Source organism: Afifella marina DSM 2698 (assembly GCF_900102695.1).
Taxonomy (GTDB): Bacteria; Pseudomonadota; Alphaproteobacteria; order Rhizobiales; family Afifellaceae; genus Afifella; species Afifella marina.
Genome location: NZ_FMVW01000004.1, coordinates 216,526 through 243,163, shown reverse-complemented (window position 1 = coordinate 243,163; position 26,638 = coordinate 216,526). Strand labels below are relative to the sequence as shown.

The window sequence follows — 26,638 nt, the reverse complement described above, 5'->3', positions numbered from 1 at the left end:
CCACAAGCCTTGGGGCTGCGTGCGGGCTTAGGAGAGGGCTTGCGCGAGATCTATGACGGATACCACATCACCAGCCGGGGCTGCCGAAGCAAAGGGTGGGCGTATGATAAGGGCGTCCGAACGGGCAAGTGTCGCAAGAAGAGACGAATCCTGGTCGTCAGCGACCGTGACGGCCGTCCGTCCCTGCCATTCGACGAAGCGTGCCCGCAAATATTGTTGGCGGTTGCCGACTTCTGGCAAGTCTGCGGCAAGCGGCAACAGCCGCGTTGGCTCGGCGCCCTCGGCGCCCTGCATTGCCGCGATAAGCGGCTTCAGAAAGACGAGCGCGCAGATGAGGGCGGAGACGGGGTTGCCGGGCAGGCCGAGCACACATGTGCGCCCGAGCGTGCCGAACATGACCGGTTTTCCCGGCCGCATGGCGACCCGCCAGAAATCGACCTTGAGACCTTTTTCGGAGAGCGCTGGCTGGACGAGATCGTGGTCGCCGACCGAGGCGCCGCCGATCACCACCAGGATATCGGCATCCTCCGCGCCCGCTGCAGCGTCGGCAATCGCTTGTTTGTCGTCGACGGCGACACCGAGGTCCCGCGCGACACCGCCGCAGGCGGCAACCATCGAGGCGATCGCCACGCCGTTCGAAGAGACGATCTGATCGGGACCCGGGTCTTCTCCGGGTTCGACGAGCTCGTCGCCGGTCGAAAGAACAGCCACGATCGGCCGCTGGCGCACCGGAACGACGCCGTGGTTCATGGCTGCGGCAAGCGCCGTCTCGCGCGTTCCGATCCGACGTCCGGCCTGAAGAAGCGTTTCGCCCTCCCGGAAATCGACTGCCGCGGCACGTATGTGCCGGCCTGCCGCCACCGGTTCCAGAACCTCGATGCGCTCGCCGTCGGCGCGGGCATTTTCCTGAATGAGGATGGCATCGGCCCCGTCGGGTACAGGCGCTCCCGTAAAGATGCGGACCGTTTCCCCCGGCCGGAGGGTGCCGGAAAAATGCGATCCCGCGCGCGCTTCGCCGATCTGGTGCAGCCATGCGCCCGCGGGCGTGTCTTCCGCACGGACGGCATAGCCATCCATTGCGGAGGCACGGAAAGGCGGCTGGTCGCGCTTTGCTGCAAGATCACGCGCCAGCACACGACCGCGCGCTTCCCTCAGAGGAACACTCTCTTCGCCGAGGTGCGTGACGCCTGCGAGCATCCGGGCAACGGCATCTTCAACGGAGATCAGGCTCATGTGTTGGAACTCCAATCGCCGGAAGCGCCGCCGCTCTTTGCCTCCAGGCGTATCTCCGAAATCGTCATGCCGCGATCGACGGCCTTCGCCATGTCGTAGATGGTGAGACAGGAGACCGAAACCGCTGTGAGGGCTTCCATCTCGACACCCGTCTTGGCTTCGACACGTGCCATCGCACGCACCCGAAGCCCTGGAAGCTCTTCATCGGGAAGAATATCGACGGCGATCTTCGACAAAGCCAGGGGGTGACAAAGCGGGATGAGATCGGAGGTGCGCTTGGCCGCCATCACGCCGGCAATGCGCGCTGTCGCAATCACGTCGCCCTTCTTCATGTCGCCATCGAGGATCAGGCGCAGTGTCTTTGCATCCATACGCACGCACCCGCTTGCGACGGCCACGCGCACGGTGACGGCCTTGTCTCCGACATCGACCATTTCCGCGCGCCCATCTTCGGAAAGATGGGTGAGGTGAGCCTTCATTCTGCTGCCTGCGGAGCCGGTGAGGCGAGGAGCCGACGGGTTGCCTCGGCCACGTCGTCTGAGCGCATAAGGCTTTCGCCGACGAGGAAGGCGTGGATGCGGCAGGCTTTCAGGCGAGCGATATCAGCAGGCGAAAAAATACCGCTTTCTCCGACAATTAGCCGATCTTCCGGAATCAGTTTCGCAAGTCTTTCGGAGGTTGCGAGATCGGTATGAAAGCTGCGCAGGTCGCGGTTGTTGATGCCGATCATCGGCGAAGCGAGGGCGAGCGCGCGCTCAAGCTCCGGCTCGTTATGGACTTCGATAAGCACATCCATACCGTGTTCGAAGGCGCTGTCTTCGAGGGCTTTTACCTCGTCGTCGGAGACCGCAGCCATGATGATCAAGATGCAATCGGCGCCCCAGGCACGCGCCTCCGCCACCTGGTAAGGCGTGAACATGAAGTCCTTCCGCAACGCCGGCAGTGAGACGGCCGCGCGTGCCGAGGTCAGGAATTCTGGCGCCCCCTGGAAGGACGGAGCATCGGTCAGAACGGAAAGGCACGCGGCGCCGCCTTCCTGATAGGCTTGCGCAAGTTCAGGCGGATTGAAATCCGGCCTGATCAATCCCTTTGACGGACTGGCTTTTTTGATCTCGGCAATGAGGCCGGGACGGTCAGCCTCTGCCTTGCTACGCAGAGCCGCCAAAAACCCGCGCGGCGCTTCCTGATCGCCGAGGCGGGCTTTTAGCTCTTGCAGCGGGATGGCAGCCTCCGCGGCTTCGATTTCTCGCCGCTTGTAGGCTTCGATTTGCTTCAGGATGTCGTTCACGAGGCTGGTGCCGCTTCGTTAGAGACACGCAGGAGCGCTTCGAGCGCGGCTTTCGCTTTGCCGGAGTCGATCGATTCCTCGGCCATGTCGGCGGCTTCCTCGACGAGCTCGGACTTGCCGGCGACGATCAAAGCGGCCGCCGCATTGGCGACGACCACATCGCGGTATGGGCCAAGCTCACCGTCGAGAAGCGCGCGCAGGGCAGCGGCGTTTTCCTCCGCAATGCCGCCCTTCAGATCCTCCGGCAACGCTTCTTTGACATCAAAATCCTGCGGATGGACCTCAAAGGTGCGCACATGCCCCTCCTTGAGCTCCGCCACATAGGTGCGGCCGGTGGTCGACACCTCGTCGATGCCGCCGGCCTCGCCATAGGTGCCGTGCACAACCCACGCCGTTTCTGCGCCGAGGTTTTTCAAAGCATTGGCAATGGGTTCTACCCATTCTTTAGAGTAAACCCCGAGCATGTAGCGCTTGACTTTCGCCGGATTCGCAAGGGGTCCGAGGATGTTGAAGATCGTCCGCGTGCCGATTTCGACGCGTGAGGGACCGACATGGCGCATGGCCGCATGATGGTTTGGCGCGAACATGAAGCCGATCCCGGCCTCACGGATGCAGCGTGCAATCCCTTCCGGCTTGAGATCGACATTGACGCCGAGTGCCGTCAGGCAGTCCGCGGCACCCGAACGTGAGGAAAGGGCGCGGTTGCCGTGCTTGGCGACCGGAACGCCGACACCCGCAACGACGAGCGCTGCACCCGTCGAGATGTTGTAGGTGCCGGAGGCATCGCCGCCCGTGCCGACGATGTCGATGGCGCCTTCGGGCGCCTCGACCGGCGTCATGCGGGAGCGCATCGAGGTGACGGCACCCGCGATCTCCTCGATCGTCTCGCCGCGCACTCTGAGGCCCATCAAGACGGCACCGATCTGCGTCGGTGTCGCTTCGCCCGACATCATCACGTCGAAGGCCTGCTGCGCTTCGGCTTCGGTCAGGCTTTCACGGTTGGCAAGCTTGGCAATCAGCGGCTTGAGATCGCTCATGAGAGCACCTTGGGGCTGGCATCTGCCGCGCCCGTCGTCTGACGGAAGTTAGCGGCGAGCTTCAGGAAATTGTCCAGGATGCGATGGCCGTGTTCGGAGGCGATGCTTTCGGGATGAAACTGCACCCCGTAGACTGGATGAGATCGGTGCTGCACGCCCATGATCACGCCATCGGCGGTATGAGCCGTCACCTCGAGGCTTTCCGGCATACTCTCCGGCAAGATGGTGAGAGAGTGATAGCGGGTCGCCTGGAAAGGTCCGTTGATGCCGTGGAACACGCCGGCGCCCTCATGTTCGATGAGGGACAGCTTGCCATGCATGAGGGATGGCGCGCGTACTACCTCGCCGCCATAGGCCTGGCCGATCGCCTGATGGCCGAGGCAGACGCCGAAGATCGGCATCTGGCCGTTCGCCTTCTTGATCAGGTCCAGCGAAATGCCGGCCTCATTCGGGGTGCACGGGCCGGGAGATAGAATGATGCCGTCGGGCTCTGCGGCGAGCACATCTTCCGTCGACCATTCGTCATTGCGCAGAACCTTCGTCTCGGCGCCGAGTTCGCCAAGGTAATGCACGAGATTCCAGGTGAAAGAATCGTAGTTGTCGATGACGATGAGCATGGGCGGCTCGCGTTTGTCTGTCATCTGCACGGATTAGGCGGGCAGGGCGCGGCGGTCAAGAAACGCCGCGCCGCACGGATGCAAGCGGCCTCTCAGATGTCGGAGAAGTGCTATTGTCCGCGGCCGGCTTGGTTGGCGAAGCGGCGCGCCTCTTCGGCTGCTCGAAACAGGGCTTTCGCCTTGTTCACGCATTCCGCCTGTTCCGAATCCGGATCGGAATCGGCGACGATCCCGGCCCCGGCCTGAACATAGATGGTGTCGTCTTTGACGACCGCGGTTCTCAAGACGATGCAGGTATCCATGTCGCCATCGGCTGTGAAATAGCCGACGCAGCCGGCGTATGGGCCGCGCTTCGATTCCTCCAGCTCGTCGATGATCTGCATCGCCCTGATTTTCGGCGCTCCGGAGACGGTGCCGGCGGGAAAGCCTCCCGCGAGTGCATCGATTGCGTCGCAATCCTTGCGCAGATCGCCTTCCACGTTGGAGACGATGTGCATCACCTGGCTGTAATGCTCGAGGAAAAATTTGTCGGTCACGTGCACCGAACCGATCTCGGCAACGCGCCCGACATCGTTGCGCCCGAGATCGAGGAGCATGAGATGCTCCGCGAGTTCTTTCGGATCAGCCAGAAGCTCCTCGCCGAGGCGCTTATCCTCGGCCGAATTGGCGCCGCGCGGCCTCGTGCCGGCAATCGGACGGATGGTGACCTTACCGGCGCGCGCCCGCACCAGGATCTCGGGGCTCGAGCCGACAATTGAGAAGCCGCCGAAATCGAGAAAATAGAGAAATGGCGCCGGATTGACCCGCCGCAGCGCCCGGTAGAGCGAGAAAGCGGGAAGCGGAAAGGGCGTTTCGAAACGCTGCGACAGCACCACCTGAAAAATGTCTCCGGCTGCGATGTACTCCTTCGCGCGGCGAACCTTCTCTTTGTACGCGTTCGGAGTGGTGTTTGACGTGGTTTCCGAGGCGAGCGGCACGTCGGCGGTTTCGACGCCGCGCTCCAGCGGCCGATCAAGCGCGTCGACGATCTCTGTGAGCAGGTTGACGGCCGTCTCATAAGCGGCGCGTGCCGCGACGCCCTGCGTCGGCCTGACGGGCGTGACGACCGTGAGCTCGTCCTTGACGGCATCAAAGACGACAACGGCCTGCGGGCGCATCAAAACGGCATCAGGCAGGTTCAGGCTGTCCGGTGGAACGTTCGGCAAACGCTCCATCTGACGCACCATGTCGTACCCCAGATAGCCGAAGACACCGGCGCCCATGGAAGGCAGACCTTCCGGCACGTCGACCCGGCTTTCGGCAAGGAGGGTGCGCAGCGCCTGCAGCGGCGGTTCGTCGAGCGGCGTGAAATCCTCAAGATTGGGCGCGCGGGCGATGGCGGCCTGGCTGCCCTCGGTGCGGAAGATGAGGTCGGGCTGGAGCCCGATCATCGAATAGCGTCCCCTTACCGCGCCGCCTTCAACCGATTCCAGGAGGAAGGAATTGGCGCGCCCGGCGGCGAGCTTGAGGAAGGCGGAGACGGGTGTCTCGAGATCGGCGACGAGGCGGGTGTAAAGCAGTTGCGCTTTGCCCTCGCCGTAAAGCTGCTCGAAGGCGCCGAAGGCTGGCTCGACTTGCATGTTATTGCTGGCTTTCTCCGACGATCTGCCCGTAGATCGCCTGATTGACGGAGATCGATCGCTCATCGATGAGATGAGCATTATAGGCCTGCAAGAGGTCGCCTGCGATGGCTTCCCCGAGGTTCTCCCGCAGTTGCGTGGCGCCGGCCGCTTCCTCGAAATAAGCGGGCACGGTGACGCTATCGACGTGCAGCAGGATCCGATTCTGCGGATCTTTTCCTTCCGCATTGGCGACGTGATTCTGCGGACCGGCGAAGGCTTGTGCGACGGCATTCGGGCTGAGCGGGCTGTCGGGCTGCTGCGAGGCCGTGCGCGTCACGCCCTCGGCCGTCTCTACCTCTTTCCCGATTTCGGAAGCGATCTCGGAAAGTGGCGTCCCACTCTTGAGGCGCTCGAACAGAGCATTGGCGCGGTCGCGGATACGTCCGGCACGCTGATCGGCCTCCCATGCGGCGACGACGTCTGGCTTGACCTCGTCGAGGGTCCGGTCGCGAGCGGGTGTGGTTTCGGTCACGTCATAGAAATAGAACGTGTTGGTGCCCACGTGGATCGGGTCGTTTTCGAGCCCGACATCGCTTTGAAACGCGTCCGCGATCAAATCACGGCCACCCGGCACGGACACCTCGTTTCCGTCCGGGTCGGTCCCGTCCGCGGCAACCGCGTCGATCTTCTGGTAGGGAAGGTTGAGCTTCTGGGCGACTTCCTGGAGCGTTGCGCCACCGGCGCGTTCGTCCTCGATCTGATCGTAGAGCGAAAGAACCTCGTTGGAGCTCTGGCGCTCGGCCATCTCCTTTCGCAGTTCCGGCTCGACCGCGGAGAACGGTTGGGTGGAGCCTTCCTCGACATTCACGACCTTGATGATTGCCGGCCCGAGACGGGCGTCCAGGACCGGAACCGTTGTCCCTTCGTCGGCCGAAAAGGCGGCGTCGGCGACGTTCTGGTCGACGATTTCGGCTTTTGATTTCAGGCCGAGGTCGACGGCGGAGAGATTTCTCTCGCTTGCGACCTCTTCAAGCGTGTCGCCGGACGAGATTTCGTCGGCAGCCTTCTTGGCATCTTCAGGGTCGTTGAACCGCAGCTGAAGCACGCGGCGTCGCTCAGGCGTCGAGAAGCGCTGAGACTGGCTGTCGTATTCCTGCCTGACATCTTCTTCGGAGATGGAGGCGGGATCTGCGATGGTGGCTGGCTCGAGCGCGATGATGCCGAGAGAGCGGTATTCGGGCGCCCGAAATTGCGACTGATTATCCTCAAAGAAAGCCTGAAGGGTCGCGTCGTCCGGCTCGCCCACCGGTTCGATCGCGCTCGTATCGACGGTCACATAGGAGATCGTCCGCGCCTCATTCTGATACCGGTAGAAGGCATCGAGCATGGGCTTCGGCGCGCTGACATCGCCGGCTATGGCGGACGCGATCTGGCGGCGCACCATGCGCTCGCGCATATCGTCGATATAGTCTTCTTCGCGCAGTCCCGCATTTGCGAGGAGGGCGCGGAAGCGCTGCCGGTCGAAGCTGCCGCCCACGCCCTGGAACGTGGGATCGGAGGCGATCTCCTGAGCGAGCTTATCGTCGGAGACGCCGAGATTGTATTGTGAGGCCTGGTCGTCGAGAGCCGCTTCGGAGACGAGCTGCGAGAGAACCTGTTGAGGCAGGCCGATATTGCGGGCCTGCTCCATCGTCATCACCTGGTTCATCTGCTGCGAGAATTGCTGCATGCGTTGGCGCAGCGCGCGGTCGAACTGGACCGCCGTCACCTCTTCGTCACCGACAGAGGCAAGCGTGCCTCGGCCATAGCCGCTGAACTGGTTCGCCACGCCCCAGATACCGAAGCTGACTATCAGCAGCCCCAGGAGCAGCTTGGCCATCCAGCCGCTTGTCGCTTGACGCATTCGATCGAGCATGGAACACCCTCGGCCCAACAAAAACGCCGGGCAAGAGCGCCCGGCCCGCGCATCATAGGCATCGGTCGGTGCCCTGCCAAGCACAGCGCCGCCGCCACATCAACCCACAGGGACGACGCATCATGAAATGGGTGATCGGCAATTGGAAAATGAACGGCCTTTCGGAGAGCCTTCATGAGGCCCGTTCGATCGGAGACGGCGTCGGCGGCTGGACCGGCAAAGTCGTTTCCATGGTCTGTCCGCCCGCGACTTTGATCGCACGCATGACCATGCATTGCGCTGGCACGCCGCTGGAATTCGGCGGCCAGGATTGCCATGCGAAAGCCTCAGGCGCGCATACTGGGGATATCGCCGCCGAGATGCTGCACGACGCGGGTGCACGCGCAGTGATTCTCGGACATTCGGAACGCCGCACGGATCATGGCGAGACGAACGAAGAGGTGCGGGCGAAGGTCGATGCCGCATGGCGCGCCGCCCTGACGCCGATCGTCTGCGTCGGTGAAGTGGAAGCAGAGCGCGATGCGGGCCGTGCCGAAGCCGTGGTGGAAGAACAGCTCACCGCCTCCCTGCCGGATGCGCTTCCGGCGCAGGAGAACGAAGACCTGATCGTCGCCTATGAGCCGGTCTGGGCGATTGGCACCGGCCGTGTGCCGACCGAGGCGGATATCGGCGCCATGCACGGGCAGATTCGCGCGCATCTGGTGAGGCGCTACGGCGAAGCGGGTCACCGCGTCCCGATCCTTTACGGCGGCTCGATGAAGCCGGACAACGCCAAAGCGATCATGTCCATCGCCGACGTCGATGGCGGTCTTGTCGGCGGCGCGAGCCTCAAGGCTGACAGCTTCCTGGCGATCGCCGAAGCGGCTGCGGCAGCAGAAGCGGCCTAACCGCCTTTAAGTCGACACCGGCCTCGTGTAGAAGGCCGACCAAATTCCAAAAACGGCAATTGATCTGATGACTACTGTTGTGATCGTCATCCACTTGATGGTGGTTTTGGCCATGATCGCCCTCGTACTCCTGCAGCGCTCGGAAGGCGGTGCGCTCGGCATCGGCGGGGGCGGCGGCATGATGAGCGGCCGCAGCGCCGGCAATCTACTGACGCGCTCGACCGCAATTCTGGCTGCGGCGTTCTTCGCGACTTCGATCGGGCTGACGGTCCTGGCGAGGCTCGATACCGGGCCGAGCGACATCTTCGAGCGCTTGCAGAACCGTCCGGTCGCTCCTGCGACCACGTCGGAGCCGAATGCGCCCGCAGCGCCGGCAGACACGTCCGGCGATCAGCCCGTGACGCCGCCGAGCGCGCCGAGCGGAGCGCAGGACGGGCCGGGCGTTCTCGACGCTCTGAAGAGCCTGTCGAACTCTCCGCAGCCGATGCAGCCAACGTCTCCTTCGACGTCCGGCCCGCAGACGCCTCCGGCTGAAACGCCCTCTGAGGCTCCTGCCGATACGGCGCCCGAGCAGACTGCTCCCGAGCAGACATCTCCTGCCCAGAGTGCGCCCTCGGATGCTTCGTCTGACACCTCGTCGGCGGGTGACAACACGGGTAGCCCGGCAACCGAGGCAACGCCTTCGGACGAGGCTGCGCCGTCCACTGCGGAAACTCCGGCGAGCGAAGACGCCCAGTCTGGCTCCGACAATTCGGCTGGTTCGCAAAATCCGGATCAGCCGCTCGGAGGCTCGGCTCAGTAATGTTGTTTGTTTCCTGGGCACCCGCCGCGTTCACCGCGGCGGTGGTGCCTTTGCGTCACAGCCGTGCCCTTCTGCACGGCTGTTTCATTTTCGACTCCACGAATCGTTCCAGCTTAGGTAAGCGTTGAGGCCCATGGCGCGGTACATCTTCATCACCGGCGGCGTGGTCTCTTCCCTCGGCAAAGGTCTTGCATCCGCAGCGCTTGGCGCGCTGCTGCAGGCCCGTGGCTACAAGGTCCGCCTCCGCAAACTCGACCCGTATCTGAATGTGGATCCGGGTACGATGAGCCCTTATCAGCACGGCGAGGTCTTCGTGACCGACGACGGCGCTGAGACCGATCTCGATCTTGGCCATTACGAGCGTTTCACCGGTCGCTCGGCCAATCAGCAGGACAACATCACGACCGGGCGGATTTATCAGGAAATCATCGCCAAGGAGCGGCGCGGCGACTATCTCGGCGCGACCGTTCAGGTGATCCCGCACGTGACGGACGCCATCAAGGAATTCGTCCTCGACGGCAACGAAGATTACGACTTCGTTCTTTGCGAGATCGGCGGAACCGTCGGCGACATCGAAGGCCTGCCGTTCTTCGAGGCGATCCGTCAGCTCGGCAACGAGCTGCCGCGTGGACAGGCGATCTTCATCCATTTGACGCTGATGCCGTTCATTCCGGCGGCCGGCGAGTTGAAGACGAAGCCGACGCAGCATTCCGTGAAGGAGCTGCGTTCGATCGGCATTCAGCCGAACATTCTGCTGGTGCGTTGCGACCGCCCGATCCCGGCGGCGGAGCGCCGCAAGCTCGCGCTTTTCTGCAATGTGCGTGAGAGCGCGGTGATCACGGCGGAAGACGTCGGTTCGATCTACGATGTGCCGCTCGTCTACCATCGCGAAGGGCTCGACGCCGAGGTGCTGGCAGCTTTCGGCATCGATTATGCCCGCGGCATGGAGATCACGCGCTGGCAGGACATCTCCGACACCATCCACAATCCGGAAGGTGAGGTGACGATCGCCATCGTCGGCAAATACACTGGCTTGAAGGACGCCTATAAATCGCTGAGCGAGGCGCTGCAGCATGGCGGCATCGCCAACAAGGTGAAGGTCAATCTCGAATGGATCGAGAGCGAGATCTTCGAGAAGGAAGATCCCGCACCCTGGCTCGAGCGCGTCAACGGCATTCTCGTCCCGGGCGGATTCGGTGAGCGCGGAGCGGAAGGCAAGATCGCTGCGGCGACCTTCGCACGCACGCGCAAGGTTCCTTATTTCGGCATCTGCTTCGGTATGCAGATGGCGGTGATCGAAGCGGCCAGAAACATGGCCGGCATCGACAACGCCAATTCGTCGGAGTTTGGGGCGACCGAAGAGCCGGTCGTTGGCCTGATGACGGAATGGCTGAAGGGAAACCAGCTCGAGAAGCGGGCCGAGCAGGGCGATCTCGGTGGCACCATGCGACTTGGCGCCTATCCGGCCTCTTTGTCTGATGGGAGCCGCATCGCGTCGATTTATGGTCGCAAAAACATCTCCGAGCGCCACCGTCACCGTTACGAGGTGAACATCGAATACCGCAAACGGCTGGAAGAGGCGGGGCTCACCTTTGCCGGAATGTCGCCCGACGGGCTGCTGCCGGAAACGGTGGAGCTTGCCGAGCATCCCTGGTTCATCGGCGTGCAGTACCATCCGGAGCTGAAATCCCGGCCGTTCGAGCCGCATCCGCTCTTTGCGTCCTTCATTGCCGCGGCGGTGGAACAGAGCCGGCTGGTGTGATCGTGCAAGCGCGGGCCGTTCCGGTGCCGCACTTGTCCGAGCTTTTGCCGGGGCCTATGCCTGCGATCCTGAAATGATTGCCGAAAGATCACCATGCGCCCGATCGATCACCTCGTCTTGCCGGTTACCGCGCTCGCTACGGCGCGAGAGCGCCTGACCGAGCTCGGCTTCGAGGTCTCGCCGGATGCACGGCATCCGTTCGGCACGGGAAATGCGCGCGTGTTCTTCAAGAACCGCACCTATCTGGAGCCGATCGCGACGCTCGATCAGGCCGTGGTCGATAAGGGGATCGCCGAAGGGTTGGTCTTCCTCGACCAGATCGAGAAGGCGAGCGCGCGTGCCCCGGAAGGCTTTGCGATGCTCGCTTTGAAGGGCGACGACGCGGAGGAAGCTCTGGACGCCTACCGGCAGAAGGGTTTTGGCGTCGGGGAGCTCTTCTCGTTCGTCGGCAAGGCGCGCAGCGATGCCGGCGAAGAAAGCGAATATGGGGTGCGCCTTGCTTTCGCGGCCGACCCGAAAGCGCCGGAGGCCGCGATCTTCGTCTGTCAGCCTGTCGGCATGAGTGTGAATACCGGCACGCACTACTGCGACCATCCGAACGGATCAGAAGGCGTCGTCGCCGTCGCTGCGGTCGCCGAGAACCCGGCCGACTTCCACGTCTTCCTGTCGGCGGCGACCGGGCAGCGTGAGCTTCGCGCAACGTCGTTTCTCGTCGAGGCGGAGCTTGGTTCACAGAGGCTGCTCCTCATGACGCCGGCGGGCTTCGAGAATCGCTACGGCGTCACCGCTCCCGATCCAGGCGACGGCTTCGTCTTTGCGGCCTTCGAGGTCCTGGTCGACAATCTTGAAAAGACGCGCAAGTTTGCACCGGACGGGATACGTCATGCGGAGCGGCTTATCGTGCCGCCCGCGCCAGGCCTCGGAACCGTCCTTGCCTTCGTGGAAAACCGATGAATGACACCGTGCAGCCTTTAATCCCCAATGCGGTTGTTGAAGCCGGCAACGTCAGCTTCGGCAATCACCTGCCGTTTTCGCTTATCGCAGGCCCCTGTCAGCTGGAGAGCCGCGATCACGCCTTTGATATGGCGGGTGCGCTCAAAGAGATGACCGAAAGGCTCGGCATCGGCCTTGTTTATAAAACGAGCTTCGACAAGGCGAACCGCACGAGCCTTTCGGGGCGCCGGGGCGTCGGCCTTGAGGCGGCGTTGCCGGTTTTCGCCGATATTCGCAAGGAGCTCGGCCTGCCGGTTCTGACCGACGTCCATGAGCGCGGCCAGTGCGCAGAGGTGGCCGAAGTCGTCGACATCCTGCAGATCCCGGCCTTCCTGTGCCGACAGACCGATCTTCTCATCGCCGCCGCAGAGACCGGCCGGGTGGTGAACGTCAAGAAGGGCCAGTTTCTGGCACCCTGGGACATGAAAAACGTCGTTGCCAAGCTCCTGGCGAGCGGCAATCCTAACGTCCTTCTGACCGAACGCGGGGTTTCTTTCGGCTACAACACGCTCGTGTCCGACATGCGATCACTGCCGCAAATGGCGGAGACCGGCGCGCCGATCATTTTCGATGCGACCCATTCGGTGCAGCAGCCCGGCGGGCAGGGTGGCTCCTCAGGAGGAGATCGCCGCTTCGTGCCGGTGCTTGCCCGCGCGGCGATCGCGGTGGGTGTCGCCGGCCTCTTTGTCGAGACGCACCAGGATCCTGACAACGCGCCCTCTGACGGGCCGAACATGGTCCCGCTGTCTGAGATGGAAGCGATGCTTGAGCGGCTGATGGCGCTCGATGCGGTGGTGAAAGCCTCTCCAGGCGGCCGGTAAGCAGCGTCACGTCGGCGGCCAAAACGTGGCCGTGCCTTTTCCCTGCCGAGACGCCGGAGCGCTGGTCCGCTCGGCGCCTTCTTGCCTCCAAACCTTTGACGAGATCGGGCCACACGCTAGACGTTCCGGCGGAATGCGGCCGTTTGCCGACAGGCTTTTATTATCTTTTTTTCATTCGTGCGGATTCGCCATCTCCCTTAGCGTGGGGCCGCGAATGGTTGGGTGAGATCAACTCCAGCCAAGATCGACACGAAAATGGGATGGTATTTGATGCGCGTGCTTCTCGTTCCGGTCGCTCTCGCGATTTCCCTTGTGTCCGCGGCCTTCCTGATGGGGCGGCAGGCCGATGTGCAGACGACACCGGCAATCGATGCTCCCCGACACGAGATCCGGATGGCCACCGGGCAAAGTCCGCATTTTTGGGTCGATTGGCCGTCTGAAGGCTGCGCGGCCTCCAAAAGGGTCGTCGTCACCTATCGTGGTGAAACGTCGTTCTTCTGCGCTGACGATCTCGGACGGTCGAGCTAAAAAGCCAGCGGATGCGCGCGACGAAGGACGTCAGCCGCGCGGCAGCTCTGCCGCCAAGGGGCTTTTGTTGCGCGCTCACATCGAATAGGAAAACGCCCTGAAGGGGGATCCCATATGACTGCGATCATAGACATCATCGGCCGCGAAATTCTCGACAGCCGTGGCAACCCGACCGTCGAGGTCGACGTGCTTCTTGAGGACGGTTCGACGGGACGCGCCGCGGTGCCGTCTGGAGCCTCGACCGGGGTGCACGAGGCCCACGAGCTGCGCGATGGCGACAAGTCACGTTACGGCGGCAAAGGCGTGTTGAAGGCTGTCGAGGCCGTCAACAGCGAGATTTTCCAGGCGATCGGCGGCCGCGAGGCCGAGGAGCAGATCGCCATCGACCGCGCCATGATCGATCTCGACGGCACGGAGAACAAGGGTCGGCTCGGTGCCAACGCCATTTTGGGCGTATCTCTTGCCGTCGCCAAGGCGGCCGCCGCCGCCCGTGGCCTGCCGCTTTACCGCTATGTCGGCGGCGTCGCGGCCCGCACGCTGCCGGTTCCGATGATGAACATCGTCAACGGTGGCGCGCATGCCGATAACCCGATCGACTTCCAGGAATTCATGATCATGCCGGTCGGCGCCGACACCTTTGCCGAGGCGCTGCGCATGGGCTCCGAGATCTTTCACCGCCTGAAGGCCTCCCTTCACGATGCCGGACACAACACCAATGTCGGCGATGAGGGTGGTTTCGCGCCGGGGCTCGCCTCCACCGACGAAGCGCTCGGTTTCGTCGTGAAGGCGATCGAGGCGGCCGGCTACAAGCCGGGTGAAGACGTTTACCTGGCGCTCGACCCGGCATCATCCGAGTTCTTCAAGGACGGAAAGTATGTGCTGGAAGGCGAGGGGCGGACGCTCTCGCCGGCGGAGATGGTCGACTATTATGCCGATCTCGTCGCTCGCTATCCGATCGTCTCGATCGAAGACGGAATGGCCGAGGACGACTGGGACGGCTGGAAGATCATGACGGACAAGCTGGGCGACAAATGCCAGCTGGTCGGTGACGATCTCTTCGTGACCAACGTCAAGCGCCTGAAGCGTGGCATCGACGATGGCATCGCCAATTCGATCCTCGTCAAAGTCAACCAGATCGGCTCGCTGACGGAGACGATGGAGACGGTCGAGATGGCGCATTTCGCCGGCTACACCGCCGTCATGTCGCATCGTTCCGGCGAGACGGAAGACGCGACGATCGCTGACCTTGCCGTCGGCACCAATTGCGGACGTATCAAGACGGGTTCGCTGGCGCGTGCCGATCGGACCTCGAAGTACAATCAGCTTCTCAGGATCGAGCAGGATCTCGGCGCTTCCGCACATTATGCCGGTCGCGCAGTTCTGAAGAAGTGATTTTCCGAAGGCCCGCCGCGCGTGACGTGGCGGGCCTTCGAGACTTAGGCCGCGAGAACCTCGAAAACGGCCGTATCGATTGTAAACGAGCCGTCGTCCTCGATGGCGAAGTGGCGGGAGACATTACCGCTCGCCGTCTTTTGCAGAAGACGAATCGCGGACGAAAATTCCGGTTCGGTTCCGATGCGCTCCACCCAAGACGTGAAGTCGAGCCGCAATCGTGCCCCCATGCTGCGGCGGAGCGCGAAACCGGCACTCTGCAGTTCCCGCAGCCATTCTGAGACCGAGTAGTCGCGCACATGCGACGGGTCTCGCAAAAGCTCCACCGCCTGCAAATGCGTGTCGAGGAGCGGAATGCCCGGAGAGACGACATCCATGAAAATGGCCGTCGAACCTTCCTTTAGAATGCGACGCGTCTCCCGCAATGCGCCTGGAAGATCGGTCCAGTGATGGGCGCTGAAGCGGCTTGCGACGAAATCGGCCTCGCCATCACCGAAGGGCAGGGCGTGGATATCGCAGACTTGCGTCTCGATATTGGGAAGTCCGCGATTTCGTGCCGTCTCGGCAACGGCAGCGAGCATCTCCTGGGATAGATCGCAGGCGACGACGCGGCGCGCGAAGCCCGCCATCGCGTAGCTGACATGCCCGCCGCCTGCGCCAAGATCGATGGCCGTTTCCGGGTTAAGCTCGGCGATGCGCTCGGCGAGATAGGCGAGGTCGGACCCGCTCGCATGCACCGCGCTTGCCACATATGACGCGGCGCGAATCCCGAACTGGCGGTCGATGAGTACGTTCTGTGACATGCTCGAGGCCATGGGAGGTCCCTCTCTCAATCCGGCTTTTTGGGCACGTATGAGCCATATGCCGCCAGATGCAGGTTTAAATCCAGTCTCCTTGTTCTTCCTTTCTGAACGCATGATGACGGTGGTGGTCACCGCTCCCGCGTCGACTTCGCCCGAAAGATTCCGAAGAGAGGGTCGGAAACACGCGTGATTGCGGGAAAGAGGATGGCGAAAGCCCGCCGGGCGTCTGCGATGTCGGCTTCGATGTCTTAACATGAAAGCAAGGAAGCCGCCCCGATTTGGGACACTTCCATACCGGGCACCACACCGTTTCTTTACCCTGGGTCCTCTAATGTCCAACTCGTGGGGACGGAAGGGTTCTGCGTACGTCCCCGCCGATCACCTCCAGTCTGAGTGAGCGTTGGGGTAGAGCGGCCGATGGCAACCCGGCAGCGTAAACAGTCGAAGCTTAAGCCGCTTGCCCTTCCGTTGGGCTGCCTCCTTGTGCTCGCCTATTTTTCCTATCATGCCGTTGAAGGGCATTATGGATTGGAGGCACTGGAGACGCTGGAAGCGCGCAAGGTCGAGCTCAACAAAGAGCTCGACGAGCTGCTTGCGAAGCGCGCCAAGCTTGAGCGCCGGGTCGCTCTTCTGCGTCCGGACAGCCTCGACCGCGATATGCTCGATGAGCGCGCACGTCAGGCGCTCAATCTCGTTCATCCCACAGATATCGTGATTTACGACGCAGCTGACGGCAGCTGAGCATCGGCTTTTGTCGAGGCGCTTTTTCCCCTTCCTCCGGTCCGTGGGACGGCATGCAACCCTGCCTGTCTTGCGAAACGGGTTTCCCCGCCCATTTTCCCGTAATAGTGTGCGGCAGAAATTTCAGGAGGACTGGAATGGCGGCAGCCAAGACCCCGTCACAGACGGGGACCGGCCAGCGTAGGTCACGCTCGCGCTCGCAAAACTCTTCCGCGAAGACCCGCGGGAAGGCGAATGAGAACGGAAATCCCCCGGTAGGTGCAACGGCCGAGCGGCCGAACACCGAGACCGCTGAAAAATCGGCGTTCGATCCGATCGTCTTTTCCAAGGACGAGGATCTGAAGGCCTATCGCGAGATGCTTCTCGTGCGGCGATTCGAGGAGAAGGCAGGCCAGCTTTACGGCATGGGCCTGATCGGCGGATTCTGCCATCTCTATATCGGCCAGGAGGCCGTCGTCGTCGGCATGCAAATGGCGTTGAAGGAGGGGGATCAGGTCACCACCACCTACCGCGACCATGGTCACATGCTTGCGACAGGTATGGACCCAAAAGGCGTCATGGCGGAGCTGACGGGTCGTCGCAGCGGCTATTCGCACGGCAAGGGCGGCTCCATGCATATGTTCTCGCGGGAGAAGAACTTCTTCGGCGGACATGGCATCGTTGGCGCTTCGGTGCCGATCGGGACGGGCCTCGCCTTCGCGAATCGCTATCGCGAGAACGATTGTGTCTCGATCACTTATTTCGGCGATGGCGCTGCCAATCAGGGACAGGTCTACGAGAGCTTCAACATGGCGAAGCTCTGGAGCCTGCCCGTCATCTATGTGATCGAGAACAACCAGTACGGCATGGGCACGTCGGTGGCGCGCGCTTCCGCTACCACCGAATTGTGCAAGCGGGGCGAATCCTTCGATATCCCGGGCCACCAGGTGGACGGGATGGATGTGCGTGCCGTGAAGGCCGCCGGTGATTTTGCCGCCGAGCATGCTCGCTCCGGCAAAGGCCCGATGATCCTAGAAATGCTCACCTACCGCTATCGCGGCCATTCGATGTCGGATCCGGCCAAATATCGCTCGAAGGAGGAGGTGCAGAAAATGCGCACCGAACACGATGCGATCGAGCAGGTGAAGAAGCGGCTGATGGAAAGCCACGGCATGAGCGAAGATGACGTGAAGGCCGTCGACAAGGAAATTCGCGGCGTCGTCAACCAGGCGGCGGAATTCGCCCAGAACGATCCCGAGCCCGATCCGTCCGAATTGTGGACGGACGTGTACGTAGAAGCGTGAGGCCCTGCTGAATGCCGACCGAGATTTTGATGCCGGCCCTGTCGCCGACCATGGAGGAGGGAAAACTCTCCAAATGGACGGTGAAGGAGGGCGATGAGGTCGCCGCCGGAGATGTGATCGCCGAGATCGAAACCGATAAGGCGACGATGGAGGTGGAAGCCGTCGACGAGGGCAAGATCGCCAAGATCCTCGTCGAAGAGGGCACCGACGCCGTCAAGGTCAATACGCCGATCGCGTTGTTGCTTGGCGAAGACGAAAACGAAAGCGATCTCGAAGAAGCCCCCTCTGGAGACAAGGGGAGCAAGGCCAACGGTGGCTCTGCTCCCTCAGCGCCAGAGCCGGAGGCCAAGGGGAAGGAACCTCAAAAGGAGGACGAAAAGCTCGGCCGCAAGGACGGCCCCGTCTCCGTGCTCGTGGCGATGGATAAGGCCGAGCCGCCGGAAGATCCGGACGTGCCGGAAGGCACCGAGTTTGAAGAACAGACGGTGCGTGAGGCGCTGCGTGACGCAATGGCAGAAGAGATGCGCCGCGACGGCGATGTCTTCGTCATGGGCGAGGAAGTGGCCGAATATCAGGGTGCCTACAAAGTCACCCAGGGGCTTCTCGACGAGTTCGGCGAACGCCGCGTCATCGATACGCCGATCACCGAACATGGTTTCGCCGGCCTCGGCGTGGGGGCGGCGTTCGCCGGCCTGAAGCCGATCGTGGAATTCATGACCTTCAACTTCGCCATGCAGGCGATGGACCAGATCATCAATTCGGCCGCAAAGACGCTTTATATGGCAGGCGGTCAGATGGGCTGCCCGATGGTCTTCCGTGGGCCGAACGGTGCCGCCGCGCGCGTGGCCGCTCAGCACAGCCAGGATTACGCCGCCTGGTATTCGCAGATCCCGGGCCTCAAAGTCATCCAGCCGCATACGGCGGCCGATGCAAAGGGTCTTCTCAAGGCGGCGATCCGTGATCCAAATCCCGTGATCTTCCTGGAGAACGAGATCCTTTACGGCCAGTCGTTCCCTGTTCCGAAGCTCGATGATTTCGTCCTGCCGATCGGCAAGGCGAAAATTGCGCGCAAAGGCTCGGATGCGACGATCGTTTCCTTTGGCATCGGCATGACCCACGCCCTGAAGGCGGCGGAGCAACTAGCCGAGCAGGGCATCGATTGCGAAGTGATCGACCTCAGAACGTTGCGGCCGCTCGATATCGAGACGGTCATCCGTTCCGTGAAGAAGACCAATCGCTGCGTGACGGTGGAAGAAGGCTGGCCGCAGAACTCGATCGGCTCCTGGATCGCCTCGCAGCTGATGGTGAAGGCCTTCGATCATCTCGACGCGCCGGTCCTGTCGGTGACCGGCAAGGATGTGCCGATGCCTTATGCCGCCAACCTTGAAAAGCTCGCCCTTCCGAGCGCCAAGGAGGTGGTCGAAGCCGTGAGAGCGGTGAGCTATGCCGACTAGGCTGGCATTCGGAGGGTTGGGCGGGGCTTGTCTTGCTGGTCCCGCTCGCTCCGAGTTTCGCCATTTTGTGTGGAGCTGAAAACGAGCGATGGCTGAGCCCGCGGAAAGACAGGCGACCTATGCCGATCTCCAGGCGGTGCCGTCGCATCTCGTCGCCGAGATCATCGACGGGACACTCGTCACGCATCCACGGCCGACACCTCGGCACAGCGTTGCTTCGTCAGTGCTGGGCATGAAACTGGGCGGCTTCCAGCTCGGCGGTGATGGACCGGGGGGCTGGATATTCATGGACGAGCCCGAACTTCACCTCGGCCACAATATTGTCGTGCCCGATATCGCCGGGTGGCGCCGCGAGCGCCTATCGGTCCTGCCTGAGACGGCATATCTGGAGACAGCGCCCGACTGGGTTTGCGAGGTGATCTCGGCCTCGACCGAAACCTATGACCGGGTGTCGAAGCGCAGGATTTATGCCGGTGCCGGTGTCTCGCATCTCTGGCTGCTCGACCCGCGCTCCAAGGTTCTGGAGGTCTTCGCGCTCACCGGCGATAGCTGGCTGCTCGTCGACACCTTCCGCGACGGGGACGATGTCGCTGCGCCCCCGTTTGACGTCATGACGTTTTCGCTGAGCGCGCTCTGGCCGCTCGATGTCAAGGGCGAAGCCTCGCCCAACGCGCACTAAAGAATTTCCGGAGAACCGGTTTATGTCGATCAATATCCTGATGCCCGCCCTGTCGCCCACCATGGAGAAGGGCAATCTCGCCAAATGGCACGTCAAGGAGGGCGATGCAGTCGCTCCGGGCGATGTCATTGCCGAGATCGAGACTGACAAGGCGACCATGGAAGTGGAAGCCATCGACGAGGGCACGGTCGCCAAGATCCTGGTTAGCGAGGGAACGGAGGACGTTGCAGTCAACGATGTGATCGCGATCCTCGCTGAGGAAGGCGAGGACGCGGACGCCGTCGAAGCGCCTGCAGAGGAAACTGCGGCACCTCAAAACGGCAAAGGCGCTGATGCGGCGCCTCCGGAACCGAAAGAGACAGAGGGCGGTGAAGCCGTCCCGCGCGAGGGGCTGCACGAAGCCGGCGCCGCGGACAAATCGAAGCCATCTCGCGAGAAGGAGAAGTCGAACGGCAAGTCGTCCGGCCGAATTTTTGCCTCGCCGCTGGCAAAGCGCCTCGCGAAGGAGAAGGGCCTCGATCTGTCGGCACTTTCAGGTTCCGGCCCTCACGGGCGTATTGTCAAACACGACATCGAGGAAGCGGTCGAAAAGGGGGAGGGCAAGGCCGCTGCCCCGGCTGCGGCAGAAGCGGCACCCGCTTCCGCTCCGAAGACGCCGGCTCCGGCCGGAATGAGCGACGAGCAGATCCGCAAAATGTTCGACGAGGGCAGCTACGAAGTCGTGCCGCACGATTCCATGCGGCGCACCATTGCCCGCCGTTTGGTCGAGGCGAAGACCACGATCCCGCATTTCTACCTGACCAGCGATTGCGAGATCGACGCGCTCCTGAAGCTGCGTTCGGAGATCAATGCCGCTGCACCCGTCATCGATGACAAGCCGGCCTATAAGCTGTCTGTGAACGACTTCGTCATCAAAGCGATGGCCATGGCGCTGCAGGCCGTGCCGGAGGCGAATGTCACCTGGACGCAAGAAGCGATGCTGAAGCACGAGGGATCGGATGTCGGCGTCGCCGTCTCGATCCCGGGTGGCCTGATCACGCCGGTGATCCGCGATGCGGAGAAGAAGACACTCTCTGTCATCTCCAACGAAATGAAGGATATGGCGGGACGCGCGCGGCAGCGGAAGTTGAAGCCTGAGGAATATCAGGGTGGAACGACCGCAGTCTCCAATCTCGGCATGTACGGCATCCGTGATTTCGCGGCCGTGATCAATCCGCCCCACGCGACCATCCTGGCCGTTGGTGCTGGCGAAAAGCGGGCCGTCGTCCGTGACGACAGGGTGACTGTCGCTTCGATCATGACAGTGACGTTGTCGACGGACCATCGTGCTGTCGACGGAGCGCTGGGAGCCGAGATGCTTGCCGCTTTCAAACGCTATATCGAGAACCCGATGACGTTGCTGATCTGAGCGGCACAGAATTGATGCGTCTCATAAGTGACCGCCCGCGATTGCGGGCGGGACTGGCGGTTGCCGGCATCCTTGCCGTGACGGCCGCCATCCTCCTCGCCATGGGGCGGATCCCGATCTGCGAATGCGGTCGCGTCGAGCTCTGGTACGGCGATCCGAACGGGCCGGGGAACTCCCAGCACCTGTCGGATTGGTACACGCCCTCGCATATCATCCATGGCTTCTTGTTTTACGGTGCGCTGTGGCTCCTGGCCCGAAATTGGTCCGCGGTCAGGCCGGTCGGCGTGCGTCTCGTCCTGGCGACTTTGGTCGAAGCGGCCTGGGAGATCGTCGAAAATTCGCCCTGGATCATCGATCGCTACCGCGAAGTGACGATCGCCGCCGGCTACAATGGCGACAGCGTCCTCAATTCTCTGTCAGATATCGTTGCGATGATGGCTGGATTCTGGTTCGCACGCATATTGCCCGTTTGGGCGACAGTGTTGATTGCCGTTGCGATGGAGCTCCTGGTCGGATGGCTGATCCGCGACAATCTCACTTTGAATGTGTTGATGCTGTTGTGGCCGCTCGATTCCGTGCGCGAGTGGCAGGCGGGCGCGGCACCCCTTTGAAATCTCGGCTTAAGCTATCTGGACTGGCGTATGGAGCCGGTGATGATCGTGTCTTCGCGATCCTCGCTTGCCGCCACAAGCGCTCCGGCGTCCATCCTCTGCATCGCGAGTTCCGTCGCGAGTTTATCGAGGCTATAGCTGGTGAGCTTGACACCGGCGACTGAGACGACGGCGATCAGCGCTGCAATCAGCGCATATTCGCTCGTACTGTTGCCGGCGTCGTCGCGCCAAAATCGTCTTGCGGAACCGCCCATATCCCATCCCCCAGGTTCTCCACAAGATAGAGAAGAAGCCTTGCAGGATGGTAAACCGCGCGTTTCCGGCAACGGTGAAAATGCGCGAAACATGGTGCGGCAGCTTTTGTCGCGCCCAGAACGTTGCATGCAGCAGGCTGAGATAGCGTGTTGTCGCGTGAGAGGGTCCCGGATGTTTCTGTCGGTTTTCGATATCTTCAAAATTGGCATCGGTCCGTCATCGTCGCACACGATGGGGCCGATGGTTGCGGCGGGACGCTTTCTCAATCTCATCCGTGATGGCGACTGGCCGCGTCCTGCGGGCGTCGAGCCGGCTCGTATCGCCGTCAGCCTGCACGGCTCGCTCGCGTTCACAGGCAAAGGCCACGGCAGCGATCGCGCGATCCTTCTGGGCCTGATGGGCGAGAGCCCTCGAGACATCGATCCGTTCCGCATCGACGAGATCATCGCGGAAGTTCACGAAACCGGGATGGTGACCCCGGCGGGGCACCCGGCCTACCAGTTCAATCCCGGAAATGATCTTGTCTTCGACTTCGAGACGCCGCTCCCGGGCCATGCGAACGGCATGCGGTTTTCGGCTTTTGCCGCCGATGGGCGCCGGCTCGTGCAACAGATCTATTATTCAGTCGGTGGCGGTTTCGTCGTCACCGATGAGGAACTGGCGCGCACCTCCGCTGACGATTCCCCGGTTACCGACACCTCTCCCGTACCTTATCCCTTCGCAAGTGCCAGGGAGATGCTGGCGATGGGAGAGAGCTCCGGGCTCAGCATCGCAGAGATGAAAGAGGCGAACGAGATCGCGCGCGGGCAAGAGAGGCAAGGTCTGGTCTCGGGCGTGGAGCGCATCTGGGACGAGATGCGCGCCTCGGTGGAGCGCGGGCTGTCAGGCGAAGGCGATTTGCCCGGCGGCCTCGGCGTCAGGCGCAGAGCGCGCGAACTCCATGATCGTCTGCAGCATGAGAGCGGTGCCAACGCGCTGCAGCCGCACCGCGTGATGGATTGGCTGAGCGTCTATGCCATGGCGGTCAACGAGGAGAACGCCGCCGGCGGCAAGATCGTCACCGCCCCGACCAACGGGGCGGCGGGGGTCGTGCCGGCGGTCGTCCACTATTACCTCGACCATTGTATCGGAGCATCGCGGGAAGGTGTGCGCACCTTCATTCTGACGGCGGCAGCGATCGGCGGCATCATCAAGCACAATGCGTCGATCTCGGGCGCCGAGGTCGGCTGTCAGGGGGAGGTGGGTTCGGCCTCGGCGATGGCCGCTGCGGGGCTTGCTGCGGCTCTCGGTGCGGCGAATGCGCAGATCGAGAACGCCGCCGAGATCGCGCTTGAACACCATCTCGGTATGACCTGCGATCCAATTGCGGGGCTCGTTCAGGTCCCCTGCATCGAGCGCAATGCGCTGGGCGCGGTGAAAGCCGTCACCGCCGCCTCTCTCGCCATGCGCGGTACCGGCGACCATTTCGTCCCGCTCGACAAATGCATCGAGACGATGCGTCAGACCGGCCGCGATATGCACGAGAAGTACAAGGAGACCTCGAAAGGCGGTCTCGCGGTCAACGTCATCGAGTGCTGACGCCTCGGCTCTGCGTGCCCATGCGGGTCGTGGCTTGGTGCGTAGCCCCGATCGTACGATTTTAGCCTGAAGCGACTGTCGAAGCTGGGGAGGGCGCCGGCTTTCCCCTTCACGGACGAAGCCGTCAGGACTAAATCGAAGGCATGGCGCTGCATCTTCTGAAGCTCTGTGTGGGCGCGGAATCAATCGACGACCTGAAGGACTGGATCGAACGGCGGCTCGCTGAGCGCGAGCGCGCTGGCGAGCCGGCTGAGCATGCCCATGTCACCCGCATGGTGCCGCGTCGCCGCGACGAACTCCTTGCCGGCGGCTCCCTCTACTGGGTCATCAAAGGCAATGTGCAGGTCCGTCAGCGGCTCTCGGATATTCGCGTCTTTCAAGATAGCGAAGGCGTTCAGCGCTGCCGTCTCGTGCTCGATCCGGAATTGGTGCCGACGGCCTGGCAGCCACGACGTGCCTTCCAGGGATGGCGCTATCTGAAACCGGAAGATGCTCCTGCGGATCTCGGCGGCGATGTCGACGGCTTCGGGGAGCTTCCCGCAGAGCTGCGTGGCGAACTCGCCGCCCTCGGCCTGCTTTAGACCGCGATATTGTCGATGAGACGTGTGCCTCCGAGCCAGGCAGCGGCGAGGAGGCGGCCCGGACCATTCGAGAGCTCGGCGAGCGGCTGCAATGTCTCGCTATGTCGGAGCGAGATGTAGTCGACGCGGAAGCCCGCCTCACTCAGCCGCTCTTTGACATCATTGACGGTGCTAGCGACCGGCGCACCGGCGCGCAGAGCTTCTGCTGCTTCTTGCAGAGAGGAATAGATCAGCGGCGCCTTCCGGCGTTCTTCTGCGCTCAGATAGGCGTTGCGCGAGGACAGCGCGAGCCCGTCGGCCTCACGTGCAGTCGGTGCCGCCACGATGCGCGTGGGCAGGCGCAGATCGCTCACCAGCCGCCGAACGACGAGGAGCTGCTGATAGTCCTTTTCACCGAACACCGCCTCGTCGGGAAAGCACGAGATCAGAAGCTTTGAGACGACGGTGGCGACACCTTCGAAGAAGTGTGGCCGGAAATCGCTCTCCAGCCCTTCGCTCGGTCCCCCCACTTTGACAGTCGTGGCGTATCCTGCCGGGTACATTTCCTCGGCACTCGGCGCGAAGACCAACGGCACGCCGACCCTTGCGAGTGCCTCCAGGTCGGCCTCGGGACGCCTTGGATAGCGAGAGAAATCCTCTTCTGGCCCGAACTGCGTCGGATTGACGAAGATGCTCACCACCACCCGGTCGCAGCGTTCTGCCGCAAGCTCCACGAGCTGGAGATGACCGGAATGCAAGGCGCCCATCGTGGGCACCAGCGCGATCGTTTCGTCAGCCGCACGCCAGCTGTCGATCCGGTCCCTGAGATTGGCGATACTCGTCGCGATATCGGGATGCACGTCGATCCTCTGATATGTGAAAGTTGCCGAAGCGGTAATCGGCCGTGCTGGCTTGCGCAAGGTGCCGCGCAGACCACATCCTGCGAAAAGGAGATGCGCAAGGCGATGACCAAGGGCAAAGACATTACGACCCCCGGGCGGGATCTGCCGTCCGAGAAAAACCGCTCGAGCCGCGGAGAGATAGACGCGTTTCTGCAACAGGCGAAAAGCCTTGAACCGGTGAGCGACGCCGCGCGCGGCCGGCTGGTCTTTGCGCTCGATGCCACGATGAGCCGTCAGCCCACCTGGGATCTCGCCTGCGGCTTGCAGGCGGAAATGTTCAAGGCGGCGAGTGATGTCGGCGGCCTGACGGTTCAGCTCGTGTATTTTCGCGGCTTCGGCGAATGCCGCGCCTCCCGCTGGGTTGCCGACCCCGCGGCCTTGCGGGACTTGATGGTCCAGATCGGCTGCCGTGGCGGCAAGACCCAGATCAAAAAAGTGCTCGCCCATACCCGTCGCGAGGCCGAGAAAAGACCAATCGCTGCTCTCGTTTATGTGGGCGATGCGATGGAAGAGGAGGTCGACGAATTGTCGAATATCGCAGGCGAGCTCGGCCTCCTCGGCGTGCGCGCCTTCATGTTTCACGAAGGGCGCGATCCGCGTGCCGAAGCGGCCTTCCGTGAGATCGCGCGCCTGACGCGCGGCGCCTATCTGCCGTTCAATTCCGCCTCGGCTGCGGAGCTCAAAGATCTGCTGGGAGCAGTTGCGACTTACGCGGCAGGCGGCCTCAAAGCCCTGGAAGCATCGGGCTCATCAGCCGCCCGTCGGCTGTTGCCATCGCTGAAGTGAGCTCACGATGATCAGAGGTCTTTTCATCCTGATTGCGGCTCTCGCCGCAATCTATCTGTTCTTTCGCGTCTTCTTGACGGCGTCTCCGGCGAGGCTTGCTGGGACGCTGCGACTGGGGGTGGGGATTGCCTTAGGTCTCGTTGCGCTCGGCCTTTTGATCGTGGGGCAGTTCGCCTTTGCCCTGCCGGTGGCGATCTTTGCGTTCTCGCTTCTGCGCAAGAGCTGGGCTCGGCGAGGAGGGGCTGCAAGGAACCGGTCGACGGTGCGCTCGGCCGGGCTTGAGATGACCCTCGATCATGCGACCGGCGAGCTCGATGGCACGGTCCTGGCCGGGCGCTACGAGGGGCGGGTCTTGTCGGAACTCACGTTTGAGGAACTCACCTTGGTCGCCCACGATATGACGGGCGACCCGGAATCACTCAGGCTTCTGGAAAGTTATCTCGACCGGGCGCATCCCAGATGGCGAGACGACATGCAGGCTGATGCCGACATGGGGGCAGGCCCGGCGAGCGGCTCGAGCGGAATGAGCACGCAGGAAGCCTATGATATTCTTGGGCTTCAGGCGGGCGCCGGCGAGGCGGAAATCCGCCAGGCCCATCGACGGCTGATGAAGCAGGTCCATCCCGACCGCGGCGGCTCCGCCGCTCTGGCTGCCAGAATCAACCAAGCCAAAGATTGGCTTTTGAGAGAACACCGCTGAAC

General features: G+C 62.6%; 27 protein-coding genes. 17 read left to right on the top strand and 10 right to left on the bottom strand.

Annotation, left to right across the window (positions count from 1 at the left end):
- Positions 1-27 precede the first annotated feature (27 nt).
- From BLP76_RS10905 to BLP76_RS10875, 7 genes are all read right to left on the bottom strand, one after another.
- Positions 28-1,233 carry a molybdopterin molybdotransferase MoeA gene (locus tag BLP76_RS10905; protein WP_092812542.1) on the bottom strand — a complete coding sequence of 402 codons (1,206 nt, stop codon included), beginning with the start codon at positions 1,231-1,233 and terminating at the stop codon, positions 28-30.
- Positions 1,230-1,712, bottom strand: a complete 483-nt coding sequence (moaC, locus tag BLP76_RS10900) for a cyclic pyranopterin monophosphate synthase MoaC (RefSeq protein ID WP_092812540.1) — start codon at positions 1,710-1,712, stop codon at positions 1,230-1,232. The genes BLP76_RS10905 and moaC overlap by 4 nt, the downstream gene beginning before the upstream one ends.
- Positions 1,709-2,521 carry an indole-3-glycerol phosphate synthase TrpC gene (gene trpC, locus BLP76_RS10895; protein WP_092812538.1) on the bottom strand — a complete coding sequence of 271 codons (813 nt, stop codon included), beginning with the start codon at positions 2,519-2,521 and terminating at the stop codon, positions 1,709-1,711. The genes moaC and trpC overlap by 4 nt, the downstream gene beginning before the upstream one ends.
- On the bottom strand, positions 2,518-3,558 hold the full coding sequence (trpD, locus tag BLP76_RS10890; RefSeq protein ID WP_092812536.1) for an anthranilate phosphoribosyltransferase: 1,041 nt from the start codon (positions 3,556-3,558) through the stop codon (positions 2,518-2,520). The genes trpC and trpD overlap by 4 nt, the downstream gene beginning before the upstream one ends.
- The gene (locus BLP76_RS10885; RefSeq protein WP_092812534.1) at positions 3,555-4,175 is read right to left on the bottom strand and encodes an anthranilate synthase component II; all 621 of its coding nucleotides are present in this window, start codon (positions 4,173-4,175) and stop codon (positions 3,555-3,557) included. Before BLP76_RS10885 ends, trpD begins: the two co-directional genes overlap by 4 nt.
- A 110-nt stretch (positions 4,176-4,285) precedes the next feature.
- Complete coding sequence (gene trpE / locus BLP76_RS10880) at positions 4,286-5,794, bottom strand: anthranilate synthase component I (RefSeq protein ID WP_092812532.1); 1,509 nt, start codon at positions 5,792-5,794, stop codon at positions 4,286-4,288.
- A gap of 1 nt (position 5,795) precedes the next feature.
- Complete coding sequence (locus tag BLP76_RS10875) at positions 5,796-7,679, bottom strand: peptidylprolyl isomerase (RefSeq protein ID WP_274605694.1); 1,884 nt, start codon at positions 7,677-7,679, stop codon at positions 5,796-5,798.
- Positions 7,680-7,813: 134 nt separating this feature from the next.
- Here BLP76_RS10875 and tpiA point away from each other — a divergent pair, with 134 nt between their 5' ends.
- From tpiA to eno, 7 genes are all read left to right on the top strand, one after another.
- Positions 7,814-8,578 carry a triose-phosphate isomerase gene (tpiA, locus tag BLP76_RS10870; RefSeq protein WP_092812528.1) on the top strand — a complete coding sequence of 255 codons (765 nt, stop codon included), beginning with the start codon at positions 7,814-7,816 and terminating at the stop codon, positions 8,576-8,578.
- A 67-nt stretch (positions 8,579-8,645) separates the two neighbouring features.
- On the top strand, positions 8,646-9,380 hold the full coding sequence (secG, locus tag BLP76_RS10865) for a preprotein translocase subunit SecG (protein WP_092812526.1): 735 nt from the start codon (positions 8,646-8,648) through the stop codon (positions 9,378-9,380).
- A 133-nt stretch (positions 9,381-9,513) separates the two neighbouring features.
- Positions 9,514-11,142, top strand: a complete 1,629-nt coding sequence (locus BLP76_RS10860) for a CTP synthase (RefSeq protein ID WP_092812524.1) — start codon at positions 9,514-9,516, stop codon at positions 11,140-11,142.
- A gap of 93 nt (positions 11,143-11,235) precedes the next feature.
- On the top strand, positions 11,236-12,096 hold the full coding sequence (locus BLP76_RS10855) for a VOC family protein (protein ID WP_092812522.1): 861 nt from the start codon (positions 11,236-11,238) through the stop codon (positions 12,094-12,096).
- The gene (gene kdsA, locus BLP76_RS10850) at positions 12,093-12,956 is read left to right on the top strand and encodes a 3-deoxy-8-phosphooctulonate synthase (protein ID WP_092812519.1); all 864 of its coding nucleotides are present in this window, start codon (positions 12,093-12,095) and stop codon (positions 12,954-12,956) included. Before BLP76_RS10855 ends, kdsA begins: the two co-directional genes overlap by 4 nt.
- 222 nt (positions 12,957-13,178) lie before the next feature.
- On the top strand, positions 13,179-13,484 hold the full coding sequence (locus BLP76_RS10845) for a hypothetical protein (RefSeq protein WP_139163734.1): 306 nt from the start codon (positions 13,179-13,181) through the stop codon (positions 13,482-13,484).
- Positions 13,485-13,598: 114 nt separating this feature from the next.
- The gene (eno, locus tag BLP76_RS10840) at positions 13,599-14,876 is read left to right on the top strand and encodes a phosphopyruvate hydratase (RefSeq protein ID WP_092812515.1); all 1,278 of its coding nucleotides are present in this window, start codon (positions 13,599-13,601) and stop codon (positions 14,874-14,876) included.
- Between the two features lie 44 nt (positions 14,877-14,920).
- On the opposite strand, the gene BLP76_RS10835 is transcribed toward eno, so the two are convergent.
- Positions 14,921-15,679, bottom strand: coding sequence for a class I SAM-dependent methyltransferase (locus tag BLP76_RS10835; RefSeq protein ID WP_244514550.1), 759 nt, complete (start codon positions 15,677-15,679; stop codon positions 14,921-14,923).
- A 417-nt stretch (positions 15,680-16,096) separates the two neighbouring features.
- Between BLP76_RS10835 and BLP76_RS10830 the strand changes: the two genes are divergently transcribed.
- From BLP76_RS10830 to BLP76_RS10805, 6 genes are all read left to right on the top strand, one after another.
- Positions 16,097-16,420 carry an FtsB family cell division protein gene (locus BLP76_RS10830; RefSeq protein WP_092812511.1) on the top strand — a complete coding sequence of 108 codons (324 nt, stop codon included), beginning with the start codon at positions 16,097-16,099 and terminating at the stop codon, positions 16,418-16,420.
- A 137-nt stretch (positions 16,421-16,557) separates the two neighbouring features.
- Complete coding sequence (pdhA, locus tag BLP76_RS10825) at positions 16,558-17,703, top strand: pyruvate dehydrogenase (acetyl-transferring) E1 component subunit alpha (RefSeq protein ID WP_092812509.1); 1,146 nt, start codon at positions 16,558-16,560, stop codon at positions 17,701-17,703.
- A gap of 11 nt (positions 17,704-17,714) precedes the next feature.
- A complete protein-coding gene (locus BLP76_RS10820) occupies positions 17,715-19,157 on the top strand; it encodes a pyruvate dehydrogenase complex E1 component subunit beta (RefSeq protein WP_092812507.1) in 1,443 nt (480 codons plus the stop codon).
- 88 nt (positions 19,158-19,245) lie between these two features.
- Positions 19,246-19,836, top strand: a complete 591-nt coding sequence (locus BLP76_RS10815; protein WP_092812504.1) for a Uma2 family endonuclease — start codon at positions 19,246-19,248, stop codon at positions 19,834-19,836.
- Between the two features lie 22 nt (positions 19,837-19,858).
- On the top strand, positions 19,859-21,244 hold the full coding sequence (locus tag BLP76_RS10810; protein WP_092812502.1) for a pyruvate dehydrogenase complex dihydrolipoamide acetyltransferase: 1,386 nt from the start codon (positions 19,859-19,861) through the stop codon (positions 21,242-21,244).
- Positions 21,245-21,258: 14 nt separating this feature from the next.
- Complete coding sequence (locus BLP76_RS10805) at positions 21,259-21,855, top strand: DUF2585 domain-containing protein (RefSeq protein WP_092812500.1); 597 nt, start codon at positions 21,259-21,261, stop codon at positions 21,853-21,855.
- Between the two features lie 14 nt (positions 21,856-21,869).
- On the opposite strand, the gene BLP76_RS18945 is transcribed toward BLP76_RS10805, so the two are convergent.
- A complete protein-coding gene (locus BLP76_RS18945) occupies positions 21,870-22,109 on the bottom strand; it encodes a Flp family type IVb pilin (RefSeq protein WP_092812498.1) in 240 nt (79 codons plus the stop codon).
- Between the two features lie 172 nt (positions 22,110-22,281).
- Between BLP76_RS18945 and BLP76_RS10795 the strand changes: the two genes are divergently transcribed.
- On the top strand, positions 22,282-23,688 hold the full coding sequence (locus tag BLP76_RS10795) for an L-serine ammonia-lyase (RefSeq protein WP_092812496.1): 1,407 nt from the start codon (positions 22,282-22,284) through the stop codon (positions 23,686-23,688).
- Positions 23,689-23,831: 143 nt separating this feature from the next.
- Complete coding sequence (locus BLP76_RS10790) at positions 23,832-24,269, top strand: DUF1489 family protein (RefSeq protein WP_092812494.1); 438 nt, start codon at positions 23,832-23,834, stop codon at positions 24,267-24,269.
- Here BLP76_RS10790 and panC read toward each other — a convergent pair.
- The gene (panC, locus tag BLP76_RS10785) at positions 24,266-25,108 is read right to left on the bottom strand and encodes a pantoate--beta-alanine ligase (protein ID WP_244514549.1); all 843 of its coding nucleotides are present in this window, start codon (positions 25,106-25,108) and stop codon (positions 24,266-24,268) included. The two genes, BLP76_RS10790 and panC, sit on opposite strands and share 4 nt — an antisense overlap.
- Positions 25,109-25,213: 105 nt before the next feature.
- Here panC and BLP76_RS10780 point away from each other — a divergent pair, with 105 nt between their 5' ends.
- Both BLP76_RS10780 and BLP76_RS10775 read left to right on the top strand, forming a co-directional pair.
- Positions 25,214-25,936 (top strand): hypothetical protein, encoded by a 723-nt coding sequence (locus BLP76_RS10780; protein WP_092812796.1) that lies wholly within the window; start codon positions 25,214-25,216, stop codon positions 25,934-25,936.
- Between the two features lie 7 nt (positions 25,937-25,943).
- Positions 25,944-26,636 carry a DnaJ domain-containing protein gene (locus BLP76_RS10775; RefSeq protein ID WP_092812492.1) on the top strand — a complete coding sequence of 231 codons (693 nt, stop codon included), beginning with the start codon at positions 25,944-25,946 and terminating at the stop codon, positions 26,634-26,636.
- Positions 26,637-26,638 lie beyond the last annotated feature (2 nt).